18 protein-coding genes are annotated in these 21,525 nt (G+C 72.5%); 7 read left to right on the top strand and 11 right to left on the bottom strand.

Features of this window, described 5'->3' with window-relative positions; all coding sequences use genetic code 11:
* Positions 1-13: 13 nt before the first annotated feature.
* The 4 genes from BMY19_RS14010 to BMY19_RS13995 all read right to left on the bottom strand — a co-directional run bounded on the left by BMY19_RS14010 (position 14) and on the right by BMY19_RS13995 (position 2,475).
* Positions 14-211: a hypothetical protein gene (locus BMY19_RS14010; protein ID WP_012318739.1), complete on the bottom strand. Its 198-nt coding sequence runs from the start codon at positions 209-211 to the stop codon at positions 14-16.
* 204 nt (positions 212-415) lie between these two features.
* Positions 416-1,060 carry a cysteine hydrolase family protein gene (locus tag BMY19_RS14005; RefSeq protein WP_082557760.1) on the bottom strand — a complete coding sequence of 215 codons (645 nt, stop codon included), beginning with the start codon at positions 1,058-1,060 and terminating at the stop codon, positions 416-418.
* Between the two features lie 97 nt (positions 1,061-1,157).
* Entirely contained in the window at positions 1,158-1,667 is a 510-nt protein-coding gene (locus tag BMY19_RS14000; RefSeq protein ID WP_091677612.1) for a ferritin-like domain-containing protein, read from the bottom strand.
* Positions 1,668-1,875: 208 nt separating this feature from the next.
* On the bottom strand, positions 1,876-2,475 hold the full coding sequence (locus BMY19_RS13995) for a PAS domain-containing protein (protein ID WP_100252078.1): 600 nt from the start codon (positions 2,473-2,475) through the stop codon (positions 1,876-1,878).
* Positions 2,476-3,247: 772 nt separating this feature from the next.
* Here BMY19_RS13995 and BMY19_RS13990 point away from each other — a divergent pair.
* Positions 3,248-3,967 (top strand): phytanoyl-CoA dioxygenase family protein, encoded by a 720-nt coding sequence (locus BMY19_RS13990; RefSeq protein ID WP_020093208.1) that lies wholly within the window; start codon positions 3,248-3,250, stop codon positions 3,965-3,967.
* Here the strand turns inward: BMY19_RS13990 and BMY19_RS13985 are convergent.
* The 5 genes from BMY19_RS13985 to BMY19_RS13965 all read right to left on the bottom strand — a co-directional run bounded on the left by BMY19_RS13985 (position 3,964) and on the right by BMY19_RS13965 (position 11,321).
* The gene (locus BMY19_RS13985; protein WP_100252077.1) at positions 3,964-4,857 is read right to left on the bottom strand and encodes an ABC transporter permease subunit; all 894 of its coding nucleotides are present in this window, start codon (positions 4,855-4,857) and stop codon (positions 3,964-3,966) included. The genes BMY19_RS13990 and BMY19_RS13985 overlap by 4 nt on opposite strands.
* Positions 4,854-5,645, bottom strand: coding sequence for a taurine ABC transporter ATP-binding protein (locus BMY19_RS13980; RefSeq protein ID WP_091926361.1), 792 nt, complete (start codon positions 5,643-5,645; stop codon positions 4,854-4,856). Before BMY19_RS13980 ends, BMY19_RS13985 begins: the two co-directional genes overlap by 4 nt.
* Positions 5,646-5,668: 23 nt before the next feature.
* Positions 5,669-6,682, bottom strand: coding sequence for a taurine ABC transporter substrate-binding protein (tauA, locus tag BMY19_RS13975; RefSeq protein ID WP_100252076.1), 1,014 nt, complete (start codon positions 6,680-6,682; stop codon positions 5,669-5,671).
* A gap of 411 nt (positions 6,683-7,093) precedes the next feature.
* Positions 7,094-10,552 (bottom strand): PAS domain S-box protein, encoded by a 3,459-nt coding sequence (locus BMY19_RS13970; RefSeq protein ID WP_100252075.1) that lies wholly within the window; start codon positions 10,550-10,552, stop codon positions 7,094-7,096.
* Between the two features lie 223 nt (positions 10,553-10,775).
* On the bottom strand, positions 10,776-11,321 hold the full coding sequence (locus BMY19_RS13965; protein WP_020093203.1) for a TetR/AcrR family transcriptional regulator: 546 nt from the start codon (positions 11,319-11,321) through the stop codon (positions 10,776-10,778).
* A 112-nt stretch (positions 11,322-11,433) separates the two neighbouring features.
* Between BMY19_RS13965 and BMY19_RS13960 the strand changes: the two genes are divergently transcribed.
* A complete protein-coding gene (locus BMY19_RS13960) occupies positions 11,434-11,997 on the top strand; it encodes a sugar O-acetyltransferase (protein ID WP_056523342.1) in 564 nt (187 codons plus the stop codon).
* Positions 11,998-12,301: 304 nt separating this feature from the next.
* Here the strand turns inward: BMY19_RS13960 and BMY19_RS13955 are convergent, their stop codons facing one another.
* Positions 12,302-14,050, bottom strand: a complete 1,749-nt coding sequence (locus tag BMY19_RS13955; RefSeq protein ID WP_244534919.1) for an outer membrane beta-barrel protein — start codon at positions 14,048-14,050, stop codon at positions 12,302-12,304.
* Between the two features lie 550 nt (positions 14,051-14,600).
* Here BMY19_RS13955 and BMY19_RS13950 point away from each other — a divergent pair.
* Complete coding sequence (locus BMY19_RS13950) at positions 14,601-14,879, top strand: hypothetical protein (RefSeq protein WP_012318753.1); 279 nt, start codon at positions 14,601-14,603, stop codon at positions 14,877-14,879.
* A gap of 175 nt (positions 14,880-15,054) precedes the next feature.
* The gene (locus tag BMY19_RS13945; protein ID WP_020093199.1) at positions 15,055-15,372 is read left to right on the top strand and encodes a hypothetical protein; all 318 of its coding nucleotides are present in this window, start codon (positions 15,055-15,057) and stop codon (positions 15,370-15,372) included.
* Between the two features lie 30 nt (positions 15,373-15,402).
* On the opposite strand, the gene BMY19_RS13940 is transcribed toward BMY19_RS13945, so the two are convergent.
* Positions 15,403-18,120 (bottom strand): MGH1-like glycoside hydrolase domain-containing protein, encoded by a 2,718-nt coding sequence (locus BMY19_RS13940; RefSeq protein ID WP_244534918.1) that lies wholly within the window; start codon positions 18,118-18,120, stop codon positions 15,403-15,405.
* Positions 18,121-18,468: 348 nt separating this feature from the next.
* Between BMY19_RS13940 and BMY19_RS13935 the strand changes: the two genes are divergently transcribed.
* The 3 genes from BMY19_RS13935 to BMY19_RS13925 all read left to right on the top strand — a co-directional run bounded on the left by BMY19_RS13935 (position 18,469) and on the right by BMY19_RS13925 (position 21,510).
* Positions 18,469-19,602, top strand: a complete 1,134-nt coding sequence (locus BMY19_RS13935) for a branched-chain amino acid ABC transporter substrate-binding protein (RefSeq protein WP_026604934.1) — start codon at positions 18,469-18,471, stop codon at positions 19,600-19,602.
* Between the two features lie 122 nt (positions 19,603-19,724).
* Positions 19,725-20,615 (top strand): LysR family transcriptional regulator, encoded by an 891-nt coding sequence (locus BMY19_RS13930; protein ID WP_020093196.1) that lies wholly within the window; start codon positions 19,725-19,727, stop codon positions 20,613-20,615.
* A 130-nt stretch (positions 20,616-20,745) separates the two neighbouring features.
* On the top strand, positions 20,746-21,510 hold the full coding sequence (locus tag BMY19_RS13925) for an HpcH/HpaI aldolase family protein (RefSeq protein ID WP_020093195.1): 765 nt from the start codon (positions 20,746-20,748) through the stop codon (positions 21,508-21,510).
* Positions 21,511-21,525 lie beyond the last annotated feature (15 nt).

The following is a 21,525-nucleotide window of genomic DNA, read 5'->3' as shown; positions in this document are numbered from 1 at the left end:
GCGTGACCGCGCCTCAGGAACCGAACTGCGAACCCAGGCGCTCGAGGTACTCGGCCAGATCGACGCCCCCGACGCGCTTGCCGTAGTCGAAGCGCATGCCCTGGCGGATGTCGACGCTCGCGTCCCGCGTGGTCAGGGTGAAGGGACGGACGCAGACCCAGGCCCCGTCGCGGCGGTGCTCGAAGTAGCCGAGGATCTCGTGCTTGGCCATAACCTTTCCTCCGGAACCCTGTTCAGGAACATAACGGTCTCACCGGCCACCGGTTCATGCGCCGCGACTGTTTTTCGCGTGCGCGGCCGCACGGATCGAGTGTTCGTGAGCCGGGGTGGCCGGCGGAGCCGGGCCGAGAACTCGCCTTGAGCTTGGCCATTACAGATCGGATGCTCGGGCGCGGCGGGAGGGCGCGCGGCCGGCTCAGTGCCAGCGGTCGAGGATCTCGGCGGTCGTCATCGTCTCGACCTGGTGGCCGTAGCGCATCCGGTACATCAGCAGGAGGGCGTCGTGCGCCTCGTCGCAGGAACTGCACAGGCCGTCGGTGGCCAGCACGATCCGGTAGCCGAGATCGACCCCGCCGAGCACGGCGGCCAGCACGCAGACGTCGGTCTCGGCGCCCGTGACGATCAGCGTGTCGACCCCCCGCGCGCGCAGGCGCGCGTCGAGGCCCGTCTCCAGCCAGGGCGAGTAGACGGTCTTGTCGACGATCTCGGCGGGCGGAGCCAGTCGGGCGAGGTCCGGGACGAGGTCGATCAGGCCCGGGTCGAGGCGCTCCCGGGTCATGCCGGCCCAGCGCCGCGAGTAGGTCGCCCAGGTCCCGCGGCCCTCGCCCGGCCGGGCGGCCGGGATGAAGCGGGTGAAGACGGTCCGCTCCGGATGCGCCGCCGCGAGGCGGCAGACATGGGGCAGGACGCGATTCATCCACGGGGTCTGCCAGTCGGTGGGCTCGGCGAACATGCGCTGCATGTCCACGCAGAGGTGGACGCACCCCCGCCCCAGGGCCCCGCCGGCGGTTTCCGGCTCCGGCCGGGGACTGTCCGTCGATGGGCGGCTTCCGATGTCCATGGGCGCGCGATCAGACCGGGTCAGCGTGGCTCGGGTAGCGGGCGAAGGTGGACGAAGGGCCGTCCCCGCCCGGTCTCGGGGCGGGGACGACGGGACCTCAGCGGTCGGCCTTGGCGCCGGATACCGTCAGGGAGAGGTAGCGCTCGGTGGTCGGGCGGATCAGCTTGCGCACCGCCTCCGCCATGGCCTGCTCCTCCTTGAGGGACTGCTCGAACGCCGTCCGGTGGCCCTGCTGGCCGGCGGCGTCGCCGATGGTGAGCAGCGACTCGTAGGCGGCGATCTCGAAATTCTCGAAGGCGTGGTTGGCGTAGGTGTTCTTCAGGATCTCGTCCTGGGCCGGCGTGTGACCCAGCGCCATCATGTTGCCGACGAAGCCCAGGAAGCCCTCCTTGAGGGTCGAGGGGCTGTCGCCCAGGCTCTGGAGCGCCTCCTCCAGCCGGTGGCGCTGCCCGTGCGTCTCCTCGATGTGGCGGCGCAGGGCCTGCTCCATCTCGGGATAGCGCTCCAGGCGCTCGACCTGCCGCTCCATGATCTGCAGCGCCTGCATCTCCACAGCATGGGTGTTCTTCAGGGCCGTGACGTAGATCTCGCGGGCGTCCATGGTCATGGCGTTCACCTCTCAGCAGTTGTGAGCGCGGGGCTCATTCAACCGGCAAACACGGGTGCCGCACGGCCAAGTTCCGGTCGGAAGGTCGCAGGCGCGGGGGGCGCCGGTCCCGGACGGGCCGCACGAGACCGGACAGCCGGTGCCGGTCGACGAAGCCGGGGCGGCGCGCATCGAGCGGACGATCCGCGACCTCCGGCAGCTGCCCCGCTCAGTGCAGACCGCCGCTGCGCTCGGCGCGCTGGCGCTCCGCGAGCCGCTTGCCGATCTCGAGGAGCAGCGTCTCGGTCAGCGCCACGAGGGCGGTGTCGCCGAGCACCGAGACCGTGTTGTGCAGCGACAGGCAGAGGTCGGCGGTGCGGCTGAGGGCGTCGTCGATCGTGTCCCCGTCGCGCTCCGCGAAAGCCGCGCCGGCCGCCTTGCTGTCCGAGATCTCGACGATCACGCCCCGTCCGGTGGTCGGTCGCCCGTCCTGGTCCAGGTAGAAGTGCCCGCGGGTGAACAGCCACCGCAGCCGCCCCTCCGGCGAGCAGACGCGGTACTCCGCCGTGTAGGAGCCGCCGGTCCGGACGCAGTCCAGAATGACCTGCGAGATGTGGGGCTGATCGTCCGGATGGACGGCCTTCAGGAGCTCCGCGAGGCTGACCCCGACCCGCGACCGGGCCGGGCTGATGTTGAACAGCAGGGCGCTCACCGGATCGGCCCGCGCCTCGTCCCGGAGGATGTCCCACATCCAGAAGCCGACGCCGCCCGAGGCTTCGAGCGCCGCGACGAGCGCCGCCTCGGATACGACGTCGTCCGCGTGGTCCATCCGAGACCTCCCCGATCTCACCGCAACCAGAGGCGACGCTGCGCGACGATTGTGATCCTGCAAAATCCGTTATAGCCCAATACAAATTCCCGTAAAGATCTTGTATTCAAATATATGTGTTGTCTCGCCGTGCCCGGTTCGCCCGCCCTAGGCTTCCGTCAGAGTTGAGCGGCGGACTCGAAGGGAATTTTCTTCTGCTGGCCGCCGCGACGTGCCGTCCCTCCACTGGCCGACACCTGACTCCGCCGGCGGGGACGGCGCGACGCCCCGCGTCCAAGCCCCGCATGCAGGCCCCGCGTCCTGGCCGAGGGGCCCGGGACGTCCCGGTCCGGGCCGGAGCTTGCGCGCCCTGCGCGTCCGCGTGAGCGCTGGACGCGGTTCGTCAGCGCAGCGAGCGCATCAAATGAGGGCGACCGGCGAGCGGGCCGACGCGATCAAGGACGGGTTGGTTCTGCCGACCTCCACGTCCGCTGCCTGGTGGGCCCCACATCTTGTCGGGACGCGGACGTGGATGCAGAGCCGCGCGCGGGCCGGCCCGTTCCTCCGATCCGCAGGGTCTCCGCGCGGACCCATCCGCCGCCGCGCCGTGAACCCATAGCCCCCTTCGTCCCGGCGGCCTGTGCAGTAATGGCGCAACTTGCGCCATCTTGTGCAGCTATTTATCCAGATGAATGATTGACGAATCCGACTCTATCGGCTCAGATAATGCGCCTGATGGCGTTCGGACCGGCTCTCAGGTGTCGTCTGGCTCGGGTCGGCAAGGTTCGGTCCCATGAGCTACATGTTCAAGGTCCCCTCCGGCGCCGTGGCGGGGGCGATCGCGCAGCAGATCACGTCACAGGGCTACGCGGTTCTCGAGGACTACGTGAGCCCGGAGGACCTGCGCGTCGCGCAGGCTTTCGTCGCGCGGGCGGTCGCCGCGAAGGGCGGTGAGTACGCGGGTTTCACCGGGACGAAGGATCTCGGCGGCACGTTCCTGGCCGCCCTGCCGGACGACCCGACCTTCAACGCCCTGTGCCGCGGCATCTACGAGAGCGCCGTGGGACGGCCCGCGCCGGATGTCGGCTACTACCAGATCCTGCGCTGTCTGGCGGGACATGGCGCCAGGACGCACTCGATGCGCTTCCACTTCGACTCGTACGTGCTCACGGCCCTCGTCCCCGTCACGATGCCGGACCACGGTACTCCGGGGCGCCTGATCATCCACCCGAACACCCGCGCACTGCGTCGGAGCTACCTCCGCAACCTTGTCGACAAGGCGCTGGTCGACAATCCGCTCGCGCAGAAGCTCCTGACCCGCGCCTACGACCGCGGCAGCGACCGCGTGATCCGCCTGTCGCTGAAGCCGGGAAGCCTGTACTTCTTCTGGGGCTACCGCTCGCTGCACACGAACGAGCCCTGCGCGTCCGACGCGATCCGGGCCACGGCCCTGCTGCACTACGTCGATCCGCACGCGGGCAGCCGGCTCAAGCGGGTGCTGCGGCGGCGCTAGTGTCGGCCCTTCCAGGGCACCAGCACGCGCTCCAGGCCCCGCATCCCGAGCTCGAACAGGCCCGCGAACAGGCCGATCAGCAGGATGCCCATCACCACCACGTCGGTGCGCAGGAAATTGGAGGCGTTGAGGACGAGCTGGCCGAGCCCGGCCTGGGCCGCCACCATCTCGGCGGCCACCAGGGTGGTCCAGCCCACGCCCATGCCGATCCGCAGGCCGATCAGGATCTCCGGCAGCGCCGCCGGGAAGACCACGTGGCGCAGGACCTGCCAGCGGCTCGCCCCGAGGGCGCGCGCGGCGTTGATCTGGTCGACCGAGGCGGAGCGCACCCCCGCCCGCGCGGCGAGCGCCACCGGGGCGAGGCAGGCGAGGAAGATCAGCAGCACCTTCGACAGCTCGCCGATCCCGAACCAGATGATCATCAGGGGCAGGTAGGCGAGCGGCGGCAGCGGCCGGTAGAACTCGATCGGCGGGTCGAGGATGCCCCGGGCGATCCGGCTCGTGCCCATGGCGAGCCCGGCCGGGATGCCCACCAGGGCGGCGAGCGCGAAGGCGCCGAGGACGCGCAGGAGGCTGTCGCCGACGTGGAGCCCGAGCGGGGCGCCGTCGATCTCCCCGCGCCAGGCCTGACCGAAGGCCGCCAGGACCGCCTCCGGCGGCGGCAGGAACAGCGGCTTCACCCAGCCGGCACGGGTGGCGGCCAGCCAGAGGCCGAGGGCTGCCAGCACCGTGGCGGCGCTGACCGCCGGCACCAGGATCCCGCGGCGGCGGCGGATTCCGGTGCGCGCCAGCGGGGCCGTCGCCGGAGCCGGGGCCGGGGCCGTGTCCGGGATCACGTCCGGGATCACGTCCGGGACCGCGTTCGGCGCGGCGCGGGGCAGACCGCTCATCGGACGGCCTCGGACGCCGCGCCGGCGCCGCCGCGGATGCGCGCGAGCACGCGCTCGCGCACGGCGATGAAGGCGGGGTCCGACTTCACGGCCCGCGCGTCGCGGCCCTCGACGAACGCCCGGGAGAAGGGCAGGTCCAGCGTCTCGACGATGCGGCCGGGCCGCGGGCTCATGATCACCAGCCGGGTGGCGAGGAACACCGCCTCCTCGACGTCGTGGGTGATGAAGAAGGCCATCTTGCCGGTCCGGTGCCAGATCCGGAGGATCAGCTCCTGGATCTGCTCGCGGGTGAAGGCGTCCAGCGCGCCGAGCGGCTCGTCCATCAGCAGGGCGCGCGGGTCTCCGGCGAGCGCCCGGGCGAGGCCGACCCGCTGCTGCATCCCGCCCGAGAGCTCGTAGACCTTCCGGTCGGCGCAGTCGGGCAGGCCGACGAGGTCGAGCGTCGCCAGGGCGATCCGCCGCCGCTCCGCCCGGGGCACGCCCCGCATCTTCGGTCCGAAGGCCACGTTCTCGGCGACGTCCAGCCAGGGCATCAGGGCGTGGCGCTGGAACACCACGCCCCGCTCGGCCCCCGGACCCCGGACCGGCGCGCCGTCGAGGAGGATGCGGCCCTCGGTGGGCGCCAGGAATCCCGCGATCGCCGAGAGCAGGGTGGTCTTGCCGCAGCCCGAGGCGCCGAGCGCCACCACGAACTCCCCGGGACCGATGGTCAGGTCGATCCCCGACAGCGCGGCGACCGCGTCGGCGCCCTGCCCGTAGCGGACGCTCAGGTTGCGGATCTCGATCATGGGCCCTCCGGTCCGGGGACAGGCTATTTCCGGGCCGCGTCCACGACCTCCGTCGTGACGAACCGGGCGTAGTCGGGCGCCAGCGCCTGCACGCGCCCCTGCGCCTTCAGGAAGGCGGCGGTCTCGGTCAGGGCCTTGGCGGCGCCGCCGCCGAGCCAGGCCGGGGAGGCCTGCGCCTCCAGGGTCGGGAACCGGTAGGCCGCGAGGCTCGCGGGCACCTCGGCGGGCGCCGAGCCGCTGATCCGGGCCACCGCCGCCACCTCCGGCGCGTCGGCGCCCCAGGGCCTGGCGGCGTAGGCCGCGTCCTGGGCGGCGATCAGCCGGACGAGCGTCACCAGGAAGTCCCGGTTCCGCGCCGCCCAGGCCCGGTCGACCACGAGGCCGTCGAAGGTCGCCTTGCCCCGGCGGGCGAGGTCGCCGGCCGAGACCACCACGGTGCCGGACTTCTTCACCCGGGCGAGCACCGGGTCCCAGATGAAGGTCGCGTCGATGTCGCCCCGCTCCCAGGCGGCGGCGATCTCGGGCGGCCGCATGTTGAGGATCCGGACATCGGCCTGCGTCAGCCCGGCCTCCGCCAGGGCGGCGATCAGCTGGTAATGCGCGGTCGACACGAACGGCACCGCGACCGTCTTGCCGCGCAGGTCGGCCACGCCCGTCACGCCGCTGCCGGCGCGGACCACGAGCTGCTCGGCGTCGGCGATCTCGTCGAGGATCCAGAACAGCTGGATGTCGAGCCCCTGCGACGCGGCCGCCGCGATCGGGCTCGACCCCGCCTCGCCGATCTGGACGCTGCCCGAGGCCATGGCGCGGATCACGTCGCCGCCGCCGCCGAACTTGCGCCAGTGGATCGTGTAGCCGGTCGCCTTCTCGATCGCCCCGGAGGCCATCAGGGCGCGGAACGGCACCACCATGTCCTGGTGGGCGAAGGTGACCTCCCGGTCGGCCGCGCGGGCGGTGCCGGGGAACGGCGCGCCGAGAACCAGGGCGGCCAGGGCGGCCAGCGCGACGGCGCGGCGGTGCGGACCGGCAGATGTCATGAGATGTCCCCCATTCCGGCCGGCCCGGCGCGGGGCGACTCGGGCGGCCGGGCGCAGGGTCGACCGAGCTCGGCCACGAAGGCAAGGGCCCGTGCCCTGCCCCGGTCGCGCCCGGGATCCGCCTCGCGCCGCGGCCCCCGCGGCGGTGCGCGGGTCGCGGGCAGCCGCCCGCGGCGGTGCGCGGACCGCGCGCGCCGGAATATCCATCTCCCCGGACGCGCGCGATAGCCGGTGCCGTTCTCCGAACCGCCCTCGCCGGAGGCGCCCGCCATCGTCGTCCCGGAGTCGCGGCCCGGCGGGCGCGCAGCCGGCGCGGGACCGCCGGCTGGGAAGATCGTTCCTCGCCGCCGCGTGGCTGGGAGACGAGAATTTGGGCGTGCAAAACCCGCGGGCCGGCTCCGGCGCCCCCGCTCAGGCCGCGCGCAGCGCGGCGATCTCGTCGATCGTGGCGGCCGCCTGGGCCCGGAGCGCGGCCAGCAGCGCGGTGACGTCCTCGCCCGCGCGGCAGGCCGTCTCGAAGGCCCGGCAGGTCGCGGCCAGATCCAGGAAGCCGATCATGCTGGCCGCCGACACCATGGCGTGCGCGTCCCCCATCAGCCGCGTCCGGTCGCCGTCGGTCGCCGCCGGCCCGAACCGCTCGGCGAGCTCCTTCGCCAGCATCGCCAGGAGGTCGCCCATGCGCGCCTGGCCGACCATCGCGGTCATCTCGTCCAGGGTGGCCCGGTCGATCGTCCCCGCGCGGCGCGGCGGCTCGGCGCGAGGGGCCGCCCACCGGTCGATCGCGGCGAGCAGCGCGTCCGCGCGGAACGGCTTGCCGATATGGTCGTCGAGCCCGGCGGCGCGCAGCTCGGCCACCTGCTGCGGCAGGACGTTCGCCGTCATCGCGAGGATCGGCAGGCGGCCGGCGGCGCCGCCCAGGGCGCGGATCCGCCGGGTCGCCGCGATGCCGTCCATCACGGGCATCTGCACGTCCATCAGGACGAGGTCGTAGGATCGCGCCTGGACGGCCGCCACCGCGGCGACCCCGTCGGCCACCACGTCCACCGCGTGCCCGGCGCGCTCCAGGATCATCCGGGCGAGGTCCTGGTTGAGCGGCACGTCCTCGGCCAGGAGCAGGCGGCGGCCGGTCGCGCGGGCGATCGCCGAGGCCGGCGCGGTCGCGCGGGCCGGCGGGACCGCCGCGGGCAGGTCGGCCTCGAACCAGAAGGTCGAGCCGTGCCCGACCGTGCTCGCGACGCCGATCGTCCCGCCCATCAGCGTGACGAGGGATTTCGAGATGGCGAGCCCCAGCCCGGTGCCGCCGTACTCGCGGCTGATCGAGCCGTCGACCTGCGAGAAGCGCCGGAACAGGCGGTCGCACTTGTCGGTCGGGATGCCGATGCCGGTGTCGCGGACCGCGAAGCGCAGCCGCGTCCCGCCGATCGCGTCCGGGCTGACCCGGACCGACAGGTCGATGCCGCCCGACGCGGTGAACTTCACGGCGTTGTTGAGCAGGTTGAGCAGGATCTGCCGGAGGCGGTCCTCGTCGCCCTCGACCCAGTCGGGCAGGCCCGGGCCTTGGGCGAGCGTGAGGGCGAGCCCCTTGCGCTCCGCGGAGGGGCGCACGATCGACACCGCGTTGTCGATCAGCGCCTCTAGGGCGAAGGGCCGGGGCACGATCTCGATCTGCCCGGCCTCGACCTTCGAGAAGTCGAGGACGTCGTTGACCACGGTCAGGAGCGCGGCCCCGGCGGTGCGGATGCGGTCGGCGTTCCGGCGCGCCGACGGTCCGAGATCCGTCCCGTCGAGGAGCAGGTCGGCGTAGCCGATCACCCCGTTGAGCGGCGTGCGGATCTCGTGGCTCATGGCGGCGAGGAACTCGCTCTTGGCCGCGCTCGCCCGCTCCGCCTCCAGGCGCGCGGCGTCGGCCGCCGCCTTGGCGGCGAGGAGCGCCGCCTCGGCGGCCTTGCGGGCGGTGACGTCGATGTTGAGGCCGATCATCCGCCGCGCCTGCCCGGGCGCGCCGCGCCCGACGCCGTTGATCCAGCGCACCCCGCCGTCCGCGGTGGGGACCCGGAACTCGATCGAGAAGGTCTGCCCGGCGGCCGCGGCCCCGGCCGCGATCCGCAGCGCCCGCTCGCCGTCGGCGCGATCGATCAGGGCGAGCCAGTCCCGGGTGTCGAGGGCGTGGTTCCGGTCGGTCTCGATGCCGTGGAGCCGCGCGCTCTCGGGGGACCACTCGATCCGGCCGCTGTCGAGGTCGAGGTGCCACGTCCCGGCATGGGCGGCCTGCTGGGCGAGGTGCAGCAGGCTGCTGGCGTCCTCCACGGCGCGCCGGGCGGTGACGATCTCGTCGATGTCGAGGGCGGTGCCGAGCATGCCCACCATGCTCTCGCCCTGCCAGATCGGCAGGAGCACGATCTTGTGCCAGCGGTAGGCGCCGTCGTGCCGCTGCAGGCGGCCCTCGACCTCGTAGGGCGCGCGGCGGGCGGGCGCCTCCGACCACAGCCGCTCCATCCGCTCCGTGTCGTCGGGATGCGTCCGAGCGATCCGGGCGGCGCGCGTCGGGCCGATCGGGCCGTAGTAATCCTCGAAGCGCCGGTTGACGTAGGAGGCGTCGCCGGTCTCCGTGCTGGCGATCCAGACGAGCTGCGGCAGCGCGTCCGCCAGGGCGCGGTAGCGGGCCTCGCTCAACCGCAGGGCGTCCTCCGCGGCCTTGCGGGCGCTCACGTCGCGCAGGGTCGCCACGTAGCCGTCCGGGGCGCCGGTCGCCCGATCGTGGGTCAGGCTGAACGAGATCTCCACCCAGACCCAGTGCCCGTCCCGGTGCCGGTAGCGCTGGGAGGTCAGGGCGCGGGACGCGCGGCCGCCGGTGAGGTCGTCGAGGACGCGGCGGTACGCGCCGACCTCGTCGGGATGGACGAAGTCGAGGGGATGGGTGCCGATCAGCTCCTGCGGGTCGTAGCCCAGGACGGCGCGCACCGCCGGCGAGACGTAGCGGCGGCGGGCGGTCAGGTCGGACCAGATGATGATGTCGGTGGCGTTCTCGGCCAGCAGCCGGTAGCGGCGCTCGCTCTCCTCCAGGTCCCGCTCGGCGATTCGGTTCTGGGTCACGTCGCCGAAGGTCAGGACCGTGCCGCCGTCCGGCAGGGACGCGCACCGGACCTCCAGGATCGGGCCGCCGGGCAGGCGCCAGTCGAACAGCGGCGGCAGCCCGGCGCGCGCGCCCGTTCCGAGGCCCGGATCGGACCCGGCCGCCGCGCAGTCGCCGCGGGCCCGCTGGTAGGCGCGGATGTCCGGGAGGGCGACGCCCGCCCGCAGGACGTCGTCCGGCAGGTCGAGCAGGTCCGCGGCGCTCCGGTTGAACGCGCGCACCCGCTGGTCGGCGTCGAGGACGACGAGGCCCTGGTCCAAGCTGTCCAGCGTGCCGCGCAGGATCATGTCGGTCTCGCGCGCCCGCCGCTCCGACCGGACGAGGTCGGTCACGTCGAGGATGAGGCCGTGCAGGGCGACGAGCGCGCCCTCGGGCCCGAACTCGGGCAGCCCCTGGATGATCGCGTCCAGCACGGTCCCGTCCGGGCGGACGATGCGGGCCCGCGCCTGGTAGGGGATTGCCGGCCGGCTTCCTCCCAGGATCCCCTCGAGCCGCGCGACCAGGGCGGCGCGGTCGTCCGGATGATAGCACGCGACGTGCTCGGCGAGCGGCAGGTCGCACGCGCCGGGCGTCCCGAGCAGCCGCGCGAGACTCGCCGATCGGGTCACCCGGCGGGTCCGCGGATCGAGACGCCACTGCCCGAAGCCGGGGCCCCCGTCCCAGGGTGCAGGCTCGCCCGCGGCCCGGTGCGGAGCGGGATCCGGCGGCGCGGCCGGGCGGGTCGCGTCAATCTGCATCGGCCCCAGGGTTCCCCACCACCGGCGCGGACCGCGCCCGGGCGCGCCCTCGGCACGCATCGGGGCGAACCTGCTCGCGCGACGGTTGCTGATTCCTTGCCGGCACCGTGCGGCATTCGGCACCTGTCCGGCCGGCGATCACGATCGCTTGAGGGGCCGGCACGCGGCGTCCCCGGCCCGGTGGGGGGCGGGTGCGGGGGCGGGTGCGGGGACGGGTGCGGCCCTACCGCACCAGCCGCTCCACGATCGCCCGCACCTGCGCCCGATCCGCCGGCTGCGGGTCGACCGAGCGGTGGATCGTCAGGCCCTCGATCATGGCGTCGAGGGCCTTGGCGGTCTCCGGCGCGAAGTGCCGTTCCAGGGCGGCCCGGCTCTTGGCCATCCAGTCCTGCATGACCCGGCGCAGCGGCGGGTTCCGGGCCGCGAAGGCGTAGAGTTCGTAGCTCAGCAGCATCGTGCGCGGGCTCGCCCAGAGGTCGCTCACGATCAGGTCGACCACGGCCTCGCAGGCCTCGTCGACGGTCGCGGCCGCGGCGAGCCGGTCGGCGAACCGCGCCGAGACCGTGTCGGCGAGCCCGGTGAACGCCTCGGTCAGAAGCGCGTCGAGGCTGTCGAAATGGTAGGTCATGGAGCCCAGCGGCACGTCGGCCGCCGCCGCGACCCGGCGGTGGGTCGTGCCGGCGACGCCGTGCTCGGCGACGACGTCGAGGGTCGCCCGGATGATGCGCGCCCGGCGATCCGGGTCGAAACGGCGCTGGGCGGCGGGCAAGGGGACCTCCTCGGATCCGGTTCAGGGCAGCCGGGCCGTGACGCGCGCGGCCTTGATATGTACATCTGTACGCATAGCTAGGGTCCGACGCGGCCGGAGGGAGGTCCCCACCATGAACACAGAGATCGTGAAGACCCAGAAGCAGAGGATGCTGGCGGGCGAGCTGTACTGCGCCGACGACCCGGAACTGGCCGCCGACAACCGGCGCATCTCGGAATGGATGGACCGGTATAACGCCGCGCAGACGCGGAGCCAGCCCGAGCGGCAGGCGCTCCTGGAGGAGGCCTTCGCGCGGGTCGGCCCGGGCTGCAACATCCGGCCGCCGTTCCACTGCGACTACGGCTACAACATCAGCCTGGGCCGCGGCGTGTTCCTGAACTTCGGGTGCAGCATCCTCGACGTGATGTCGGTCACGATCGGCGACCTGACGCAGATCGGCACCGCCGTGCAGATCCTGACCCCCGATCATCCGCGCGACCCGGCCCAGCGCCGGCAGATGCTGGAATTCGCCCGCCCGGTGGTGATCGGCGCCAATGTCTGGATCGGCAGCGGCGCGATCATCCTCCCCGGGGTCACGATCGGCGACGACGCGATCGTCGGGGCGGGCAGCGTGGTGACGCGCGACGTCCCGGCCGGCGCCACCGTGGTGGGGAACCCGGCCCGGCCGCGGCCGTGAGGGGGTGCGGGCGCGCGGGGCGCGTGCTGCGTGGGGGAGCGGTCCGGCCGCGTCGGCCCTCCGTCGAGCGTGCCGGCGCTCCCGTCCGGGCCGGAACTCCCGTCCGGGCCGGACCTGCCGGGGACGCCGACGACCGGTCGCGGCCGGTTCACGCGGCCGCGCGGCCAAGCTGAGCGGCCCCGCGGCGTCGCTGCCGCGGGCCGGGTGGGGCCGATGCCGGGATCGAGGCACCGGAATCGAACGGCCGGCGCGGCCCGTCCCCTGGCCTGCCGCGCCCGCGTTCGGGCGCGGCGTGGCGGCTGGATCAGTCCTTGCGGATCGGGGCCGCCGGAGCGCCTGTCTCGCCGAAGCCGAAATCGGCCAGCCGGTAGGAGAGCTGCGCGAAGCCGCCGTAGCGACCGGTCTCGAACTTCATCGGGCTGGGCGGCGAGAACGGGAAGGCCGTCGTGTGCGCCTTGTCGGCCTGGAGCTGCCAGTAGCGGCCGCCGACGCCGACGCTGACGGACGGCGTCAGGTCGTACGAGATGATCCCCTCCAGGAAGTAGCCGTCGCCGCGGCCGCCTTCCGGCCCCGGATTGATGTCGGGCCGCAGCCAGTGCCGGTCGACGCCGCTCAGGCTCACGACCGGCAGGTAGGCGCCTTCCAGGCTCAGCCGGACCCGGTCGAACCGCGCTTCGCCGATCACGCCGACGCGCAGCGCGTTCCACTGCATGCTCTCGCCCAGCGTCTTCATGCTGGTCGGGTAGGGTCTGGCGCAGGGAGTCCCGCCCGCCACCTGACGGCAGCCGTAGCCGTTATACAGTTCGGACGCGAACTGGTAGCCGAGGAAGCCGCCGAGCTTGTACCCGTCCCGGCGCAGCACGTCGTAGCCGAGATCGATCACGCCGTAGCCGATGTCGCCGTCCTTGATCGGCGACAGCGTCTTCGAATAGCGGCGCAGGGCGGGCGGGAAGTCCTCGTCGGCGAGGCGGCCGCCGGTGACGCCGCCCGAGCCGAGGAAGCCCTTGGCGAACAGGCCGGTGGGGTTGTGCTCGAGCCGTGCGAAGCTCTCGCCGGCATGCGCCTGGGTGTTGTTGTAGGTCAGGCGCGAATTGAGCTGGCCGGGCGCGTCGGGGTCGCCGAGCTTCTCGCGCGGTGTCCCGGCGCTGAAGACGTAGCGCAGGCCGCCCTCGAAATCCCAGGTGGCCGGGCCTGCCGACGCGATCGGGGCCAGGGTGGGAAGCCCGGCTCCGAACCGGTAGTTGAGGCCGACGCGGGCCAGGAAGCCGTCCGTCGCGACCCGCGCGCCGGCGTGGTAGCCGGTCAGCACGGGGTACGACGGAGCCGGGAGGACCGCCCGGGAGCCGAGATCGTAGTAGAGACCCTCGACCTTGGCGGAGAGGTGCTCGCTGAAGGCGTGCTCGATGCCGGCGCCGGCCACGTAGCCCAGGCGCACCGCGCCCTGGCGCCCGTCGAACAGCGGGAAACCGGCCAACGACAGGTTGTTGTCGGTCCGGACCGTGCCCGCGGCGAGGCCGCCCGTGGCGTAGACGAGGGTGCGATCGACGGCGAAGCCGATCCTGCCGCGCAGGGTAGCGAGTTCGTCCAGCCTCTGGCCGGAATGGGCGACGCTGCGGCGATAGAAGCCGCCGCCCGCGGCCGGAAAGGCGCCCTCGCGGCGATCGTAGCCCCACAGCCGGGTGAATTGGTAATCCGCGGCGGCGCCGGCGACGAAGCCGGAATTCACCTGCCAATCGTAGCCGACCTCGGCGCCGCCGACGAAGCTCCCGTCCGAGGCCCGCTTCGATGGAATGACCGGGCAGTTCCGGGCTCCGGGCTGCCCGTCCGGACCTGTGCAGACGAACTGCGTGGCCCGATCGAGGGTCCCGTAACCGGCGAACAGGCCGGCATGCGCTCCGGTCCAGGAGAAGATCGGCACGGCCGTCGCCGCCGGCGGAAGGGCCCGCCGCGGGAGGTCCGCCGCCATCGCGGTCTGCGACAGCAGGCACAGGAGAAGTCCGGAACTCGAGATGCGGTACATGTAGTGTCCCCCGCCGCGCGTCGTCGAAGGCATGAGCGTCAAGGTCTCTTCGCCGGTAAGGCTTCGGATGCCGAAGCGGAGCTTCTGCTGATCTCGCGCGGTTCGCATGATGCGTTCTCATGATTAGGTCATGATGTCTCGATTCTGAAGCGTGGATTTTCGAGATGTTTCCTCAAATTTGACTGGTTCTGCAATCGTTGAGACGAGGATGATATTTTATAGATCTCACGGATTTTATAGAATGAGTATTTTGATGATGTATTCGAGTCATTGTGGGCGGAGATGTTGCTCTGATCTTCGGTCGTGCCGCGGCTTGGTTCCGTTCGCTTTTGCGGCCGGGTGATGCGTTCGTGCATCACCTGCGCCCTGCCCGGTCCAACCCAGGGCGGCCACGGGGCCCGGCCGCCGGCCCGACGCGATGCCCGTCGCGATACCGCTCCGGCGCGTTCCTGGCGGGGCGGCCCGGTCCGGGGAACCATCCGGGCGGCCCGAGCCTTCCTGGGCGGGATTGCGGGCGGATCCGGCCGCGAGTCCCCTGGAAACGCCCGCCCGTCTTCCCGGGCGGCGAGAGAGGAAACCTCACGTGCGTTCAACGATCATTGCCGCCGCCCTGCTGGCGGCCCTCGGTTCCGCCGTCGCGATCCCGGCCTCCGCCGCGCCGATCGGCCCCGGCACGGGCGTGTCGGCGCCCGCCGGCATGGTCTCGACGGTCCAGATGGATCCCGTCGAGCGCCACATGATGCGCCGTCGCATGGAGCGCCGGATGATGCGCCACCGGATGGAGCGCCACATGATGCATCGGGAGATGCGCCGCGAGATGCGCCACCGCGAGATGCGTCGCGAGATGATGCGCCGCATGTGACGCGCATCCGCGCCGGGGCTGCGTCCGCCCCGGCGCGGGCCGGGGCAGAGCCGCGAGGCGGGCTTCCCGCATCGCGGGGGCTGGGCTCGGGCTGGCCGGGGGTGCCACGTCCGAGGCGATCGAACCATCCGCGCCCCGACGCGTTTCTGGCCACCGACAAGGGAGGATTGGTACGATGAAGGCGATTCTGGCAGCGGCCGCGGTGAGCCTCGGCATTCTGGGCGTGGTCGGCCCGGTCTCCGCGCAGCCGCGCCCCGACTACGACGATTACGGCGGCCGGGGCTACCGCGACCGCGGCGACTACGATTACCGGGACCGCGGCTACCGCGACCGGGACGATTACCGCGGCCGCGCCAATTACGGGTTCGACGAGCGCGAGTACCTGCGCTGCAATCCGGATGTCCGCCGCGCCGTGGCCAACGGCCAGATGGAATCGGGCGCCGCCCACTACAAAGTGTTCGGGCGTCGCGAAGGCCGGCGGCTGAGCTGCTGACCGGATCGGCCGGCTCCCAGCCGGGCGCGCCTATCGCGGGCGTGCCCGGTCACGCAGCAGGTTGATGATCAGGGCCGTCCAGCCGGTCTGGTGCGCGGCGCCGAGGCCCCGCCCCGTATCCCCGTCGAAGAACTCGTGGAACAGCAGCGCCTCCTCGGCACCCGGCGCCGGGGCGATCGGCGGCCGGGTCCCGAAGGCCGGCCGGCGCCCGGTCCCGTCCTTGGCGAACAGCGCGATCAGGCGGTCCTCGAGGGCGTCCGCGATGGCGCTGAGCGTCAGCATCGCGCCCGAGCCCGTCGGGTACTCCACTAGGAAGTCGTCGCCGTAATAGGTGTGGAAGCGCCGCAGCGCCTCGACGATGAGGAAGTTCATCGGCATCCAGACCGGGCCGCGCCAGTTCGAGTTGCCGCCGAACATGTTCGAGGTGGAATCGGCCGGGTCGTACCGGACCGTGAAGGAGGCGCCGAGCTCGTTGAGCACGTAGGGCGCGTCGCGGTGCACCTTCGACAGGGAGCGCACGCCGTAGGGCGAGAGGAACTCGGCCTCGTCGAGCATGCGGCGCAGCAGCGCCTTCATCCGGTGGCCGCGCAGCAGCGACAGCAGCTTGCGGTCCTTCACGCCCCCCTCGGTCCAGCGGGAGACCAGGCGGGCGAGGTGGGGCCGGTTCTCCAGCACCCAGTTCAGGCGCCGGGCGAAGTCCGGCAGCCGGTGGAGCACGGAGGGCTCGATCACCTCGACGGCGAAGAGCGGGACCAGCCCGACCATCGAGCGGACCCGCAGCGGCAGCATCCCGCCGCCGGGGATGTCGACCTCGTCGTAGTAGAATTCGTCGATCTCGTCCCACAGGCCGTAGCCCTGCCCGTCTCCGCCCGACCCGCCCATGTCGGTCATGGCCTCGGCGATCAGCAGGAAGTGCTCGAAGAACTTGGAGGCGGTGCTCTCGTAGACGTCGTTGTGGAGGGCGAGCTCCAGGGCGATGCGCATCATGGTGAGCGCGTACATCGCCATCCAGGCGGTGCCGTCGGCCTGGTGCACCACCCCGAAGCCCGGGGGCGGGCGCGAGCGGTCGAACACGCCGACATTGTCGAGCCCCAGGAAGCCCCCCTGGAACACGTTGCGGCCCTGCGCGTCCTTGCGGTTCACCCACCAGGAGAAGTTGATCAGGAGCTTGTGGAACACGCCTTCCAGGAAGGCGAGGTCGCCGCGCCCGCCCCGCCGGTCCCGGTCGATCTCGAACACCCGGTAGGTGGCCCAGGCGTGGACCGGCGGGTTGGCGTCGCCGAACTCCCACTCGTAGGCCGGGAGCTGGCCGTTCGGGTGCATGTACCATTCGCGGGTGAGCAGCAGGAGCTGCTTCTTGGCGAAGTCCGGGTCCAGCAGGGCGAGCGGCAGGCAGTGGAAGGCGAGGTCCCAGGCGGCGAACCAGGGATATTCCCAGGTGTCGGGCATCGACAGCACGTCGGCCGCCGCGAAGTGGCGCCACTGGCCGTTGCGGCCGCCCGCGCGCCCCCGGGGCGGCGGCGGCTGGAGCGGGTCGCCCTCCAGCCAGCGCCGCACGTCGTAGCTGTAGAGCTGCTTCGACCAGATCAGGCCGGCGGCGGCCTGGCGGAAGATCGCGCGGGAATCCGCGCTCGCGATGCCGTCCTGCAATTCCTCGTAGAACGCGTCCGCCTCGGCCACCCGGCGGCGGACCAGGGACCCGTCGTCGACGGCCCGGGCGCGCAGGCCCGCCGACAGCCGCAGGCGGATCCGGGCGGTCTCCCCGGGCGCCAGCCGCAGCGCGTAGTGCAGGCCGAGCTTGGTGCCCGCGTCCCGGCGCACCGAAGCGGGATCGCCGTCGACGATCGCCGCGTGGAGACCGTCCTTGAACGGCCCCGCGGCGTCCGGCTGCCCGCCGTGCAGCCGCAGGTTGGTGTCGTTCTCGCAGAACAGCAGGTCCGGCGTACCGTCGAAGGCGAGCCGGTACGGCCCGAGCCGCTCGTGGGTGCAGACGGCGCCCCCGTCGGGCGCGCGGGCGATCCGCGGGCGCGCCTGCCCGGCCTCCCACGACCACGTGTTGCGGAACCAGAGCTGCGGGACGAGGTGGAGGTCGGCGGGCTCGGGCCCCCGGTTCAGCGCGGTGATCACCGCGTGGACGTCGTCGGCGTCGGCCTTGGCGTACTCCACGGTGACGTCGAAGAACCGGTCCCCGTCGAAGACGCCCGTCTCCTCGATCTCGTACTCGGGCTGCTCCCGCCCGCGCCGCCCGTTCTCGTCGACGAGCTCCGCGTAGGGGAAGGCCGCCTGCGGGTAGCGGTACAGCATCTTCAGGTAGGCGTGGCTCGGGACCGCGTCGAGGTAGTGGTAGACCTCCTTCACGTCCTCGCCGTGGTTGCCCTCCTGGTTGGTCAGGCCGAACAGCCGCTCCTTGAGGATGCGGTCGCGCCCGTTCCAGAGGGCGAGGGCCAGGCACAGGTTGCCGCGCTCGTCGCAGATCCCGGCCAGCCCGTCCTCGCCCCAGCGATAGGCGCGCGAGCGGGCGTCCTCGTGCGTCAGGGCGGCCCAGGCGTTGCCGCAGGGGCTGTAATCCTCCCGCACGGTCCCCCATTGCCGCTCGCTGAGGTAGGGGCCCCAGAGCGACCACGCCCGGTCGCCCCGTCCCTGCTCGGCGATCCGGCGGCGCTCGGCCCAGTCCACCGACGCGTCTCGACCCTCGCCCCGATCCCTGTCCCGATCCCCGTCCCGATCCTCGTCCGCGCGCGGCCCCATCAGCCGCGTCCCGGACGCGGGCCCGGTCGGCCGGGGCTGGGGGTGCGGCGGGGACGGGAGGCGGTCATCGGTCACGGCGGTTCGCTGCGGATGCGCCGGCCCGATGCATCATCGGCGCCATCCCGACCCGTCGGGCCTTCGGGCCGCCGCACGGCTCCGTGAGCGCCCGCCGGCCGATCGCGCGCCCGCGCCGGTGACCGTCTCGGCCCACCCCCAAACCTTGACCCCGGTGAAGGTGAGCGACAGGATCGCGCCGGGTGATCTGCGACTCGACGCGCGGGGATCCGCGTTGATCTATCCGAATTCAGCGTTCGTCGGCGATCTGTCCGGCCACATCTTGGGGGAAAGATGACGCGACTATTGATGGCCGGCCTGGCCGGGCTGCTGTTCATGACCGCGGCGCAAGGTCAGGAGGGCGGCGCGCCGGTGAAGATCGGCGTCGCCGCGCCCATGACCGGGCCGAACGCGGCTTTCGGCGCCCAGATCCGGAACGGCGTGAGCCAGGCGGTCGAGGACATCAACAGGGCCGGCACGCTGAAGGGCAGGACGCTGACCGTCACGGTCGGCGACGACGCCTCCGACCCGAAGCAGGGCGTCTCGGTGGCCAACAAGTTCGCCAGCGACGGCGTGAAGATGGTCGTCGGCGACTACAATTCCGGCGTCACGATCCCGGCCTCCGACGTCTATCTCGACGCCGGCATCATCCAGGTCACGCCGGCCTCCACGAGCGTGAAGTTCACCGAGCGCGGCATGTGGAACACGTTCCGCACCTGCAGCCGCGACGACCAGCAGGGCGCGGTGGCGGGCAGCTACCTGGCCGCGCACTTCCCGGGCAGGAAGATCGCCTTCGTCCACGACAAGACGCCCTACGGCAAGGGGCTGGCCGACGAGACGCTGAAGGCGTTCAGGGCCAAGGGCGGCAAGGAGGTGCTGTTCGAGGGCATCAACCCGGGCGAGAAGGACTACTCGGCGCTCGTCTCCAAGATGAAGTCCGCCAACGTCGACGTCGTCTATTTCGGCGGCGTGCACACCGAGGCCGGGCTGATCATCCGGCAGATGCGCGATCAGGGCCTCGCCGCCCGCATGATGAGCGGCGACGCCATCCCCGACAAGGAATTCGTCCAGATCGCCGGCCCGGGCGCGGCCGGGACCCTGATGACCTTCGCGCCGGACGCCCGCAAGAACCCGAACGCCAGGGGCGTGGTGGCGGCGTTCAACGCCCGGGGCATCGATCCCGAGGCCTACACGCTCTACGCCTACGCGGCCGTGCAGGTCCTGGCCAAGGCGATGGCCGAGACCGGCTCCAGCGACGGGAAGACGCTCGCCGACTGGCTGCACCGGGGCAAGCCGGTGGACACGGTGGTCGGCCCGATCGCCTACGACGGGAAGGGCGATCTCACCCGCCCCGACTACGTCATCTACGAGTGGACCAAGGGGCCGGACGGCCGGATCGACTATGCCGGGCACGAGGTGACCCCGTAGGCCGGTCGGGCCCGGAGGCCGCCGCCTTACCTAATTGGATGAGGGCGGCGATCTCAACGTGGCCGCCGCGAAGGCCTTATGCTCCCGCCCGACTGCGCCGCGGTCCGGGAGAGGGAGCCTTCATGTTCGACTTCAGCCAGCTCCGGTGCTTCGCCGCCGTGGCGGAGGAGCTGCATTTCGGGCGTGCGGCCGCCCGGCTGAACATGACGCAGCCGCCGCTGTCGCGGCAGATCCAGGTCCTGGAGCGCGTCCTCGACGTGCAGCTCCTGGAGCGCACCAGCCGCACGGTCCGGCTGACCGCCGCCGGTCGCAGCTTCCTGCCCGAGGCGCAGCGCATCCTGCGGCTCGCCGAGACCGCGACGCACGTCACCCGGCAGGTCGCGGCGGGGCGCGCGGGCGTCCTCAAGTTCGGCTTCACGGCGGCCTCGGCCTACGACTTCCTGCCGCGCCTCGTCACCGCGTTCCGGCGGGCGCTGCCGGACGTGACGCTCGCGCTGCGCGAGATGGTCAGCAAGGACCAGATCGAGGAGCTGCTCGCCGGCCGGATCGACGCCGCGCTGGTGCGCCCGCCCGTGACGCACCCGGACCTGATCGCCGTCCGGGCGCTGGCCGAGCCCCTGGTGGTGGCCCTGCCGGCCGGGAACCCCCTGGCCCTGCGCGACGGGCTCACCCCCGCCGATCTCGGGCGCGAGCCGCTCATCGGCTACGCGCCCAACGAGGCGCGCTACTTCCACGACCTCGTCCTGGGCCTGCTCGCCGAGGCCGAGATCCGGCCCCCGACGGTCCAGCAGCTCACGCAGATCCACTCGATCCTGGCCCTCGTCCGGGCGGCGCTCGGCATCGCCCTGGTGCCGGCCGCCGCCGAGCGCCTGCGCTTCGAGGGCGTGGTGTTCCGCCCCCTCGTCCTGCCGGCGCCGCGCCCGGTGGAACTGCTCCTCGCGTGGCGGCGCGACGCGGACGACCCCCTCATCGCCCAGCTGGTCTCGATCGTGGCCGAGATGCCGCCCGCGTGAGCCCGCACGGTCGATCGATGCGCGATCCGCATCGATCGATCCAGTGTTTGGCTTTGACCTCGCGGCGGAAGGCTGCGCGTGATGGGGCGGACGGCGCGCAGACGCCGCGACGCCCCCAGGGAGGATCGTGATGGACAGCCTCACCAACCGCTTCAAGGCGGCCCTCGCCGAGGGGCGCCAGCAGATCGGCCTGTGGTGCAGCCTCGCCAGTCCCATCTCCACCGAGGTGGTCGCCGGGGCCGGGTTCGACTGGCTGCTCCTCGACATGGAGCACTCGGCCAACGACCTCCGGGACATCTACGCCCAGCTCCAGGCGATGATGGAGGGCGACACGCACCCGATGGTGCGGGTGCCGAGCGACGACCCGATCACCATCAAGCGGATCCTCGACGCCGGCGCCCAGTCGCTGATGATCCCCAACATCGACGACGCCGCGCAGGCCGCCCGGGTGGTCGCGGCGACGCGCTACGCGCCCCGCGGCATCCGCGGCTTCTCGCAGGCGCCCCGCGCCGCCCGGTTCGGCCGGATCAAGGACTACCACACCCGCTGCGAGGCCGAGATCTTCGTGGCGGTGCAGGTCGAGTCCCGCCGCGCCCTCGACAATCTGGACGCGATCGCCGCCGTGGAGGGCGTGGACGGCGTGTTCATCGGGCCCGGCGACCTCTCCACCAGCCTCGGCTATGTCGGCCAGCAGGGCCACCCGGAGGTGGTCGCCACCATCGAGGCGGCGGTCGCCCGGGTCGTCCGGGCCGGCAAGCAGGCCGGCATCCTCACGCCGAGCGAGGAGCTGGCCCGCCGCTACATCGCGGCCGGCACCCGCTTCACCGCGGTGGGCTCCGACATGGGGCTCCTCGCCCGCAGCTCCGAGGCGCTCGCCGCCCGCTTCCGCGCCTGAGTTCCGCAACCGGGA

Source organism: Methylobacterium sp. UNC300MFChir4.1, assembly GCF_900110155.1.
Classification (GTDB): Bacteria; Pseudomonadota; Alphaproteobacteria; order Rhizobiales; family Beijerinckiaceae; genus Methylobacterium.
This window is presented reverse-complemented; position numbering and strand designations above follow the sequence as displayed.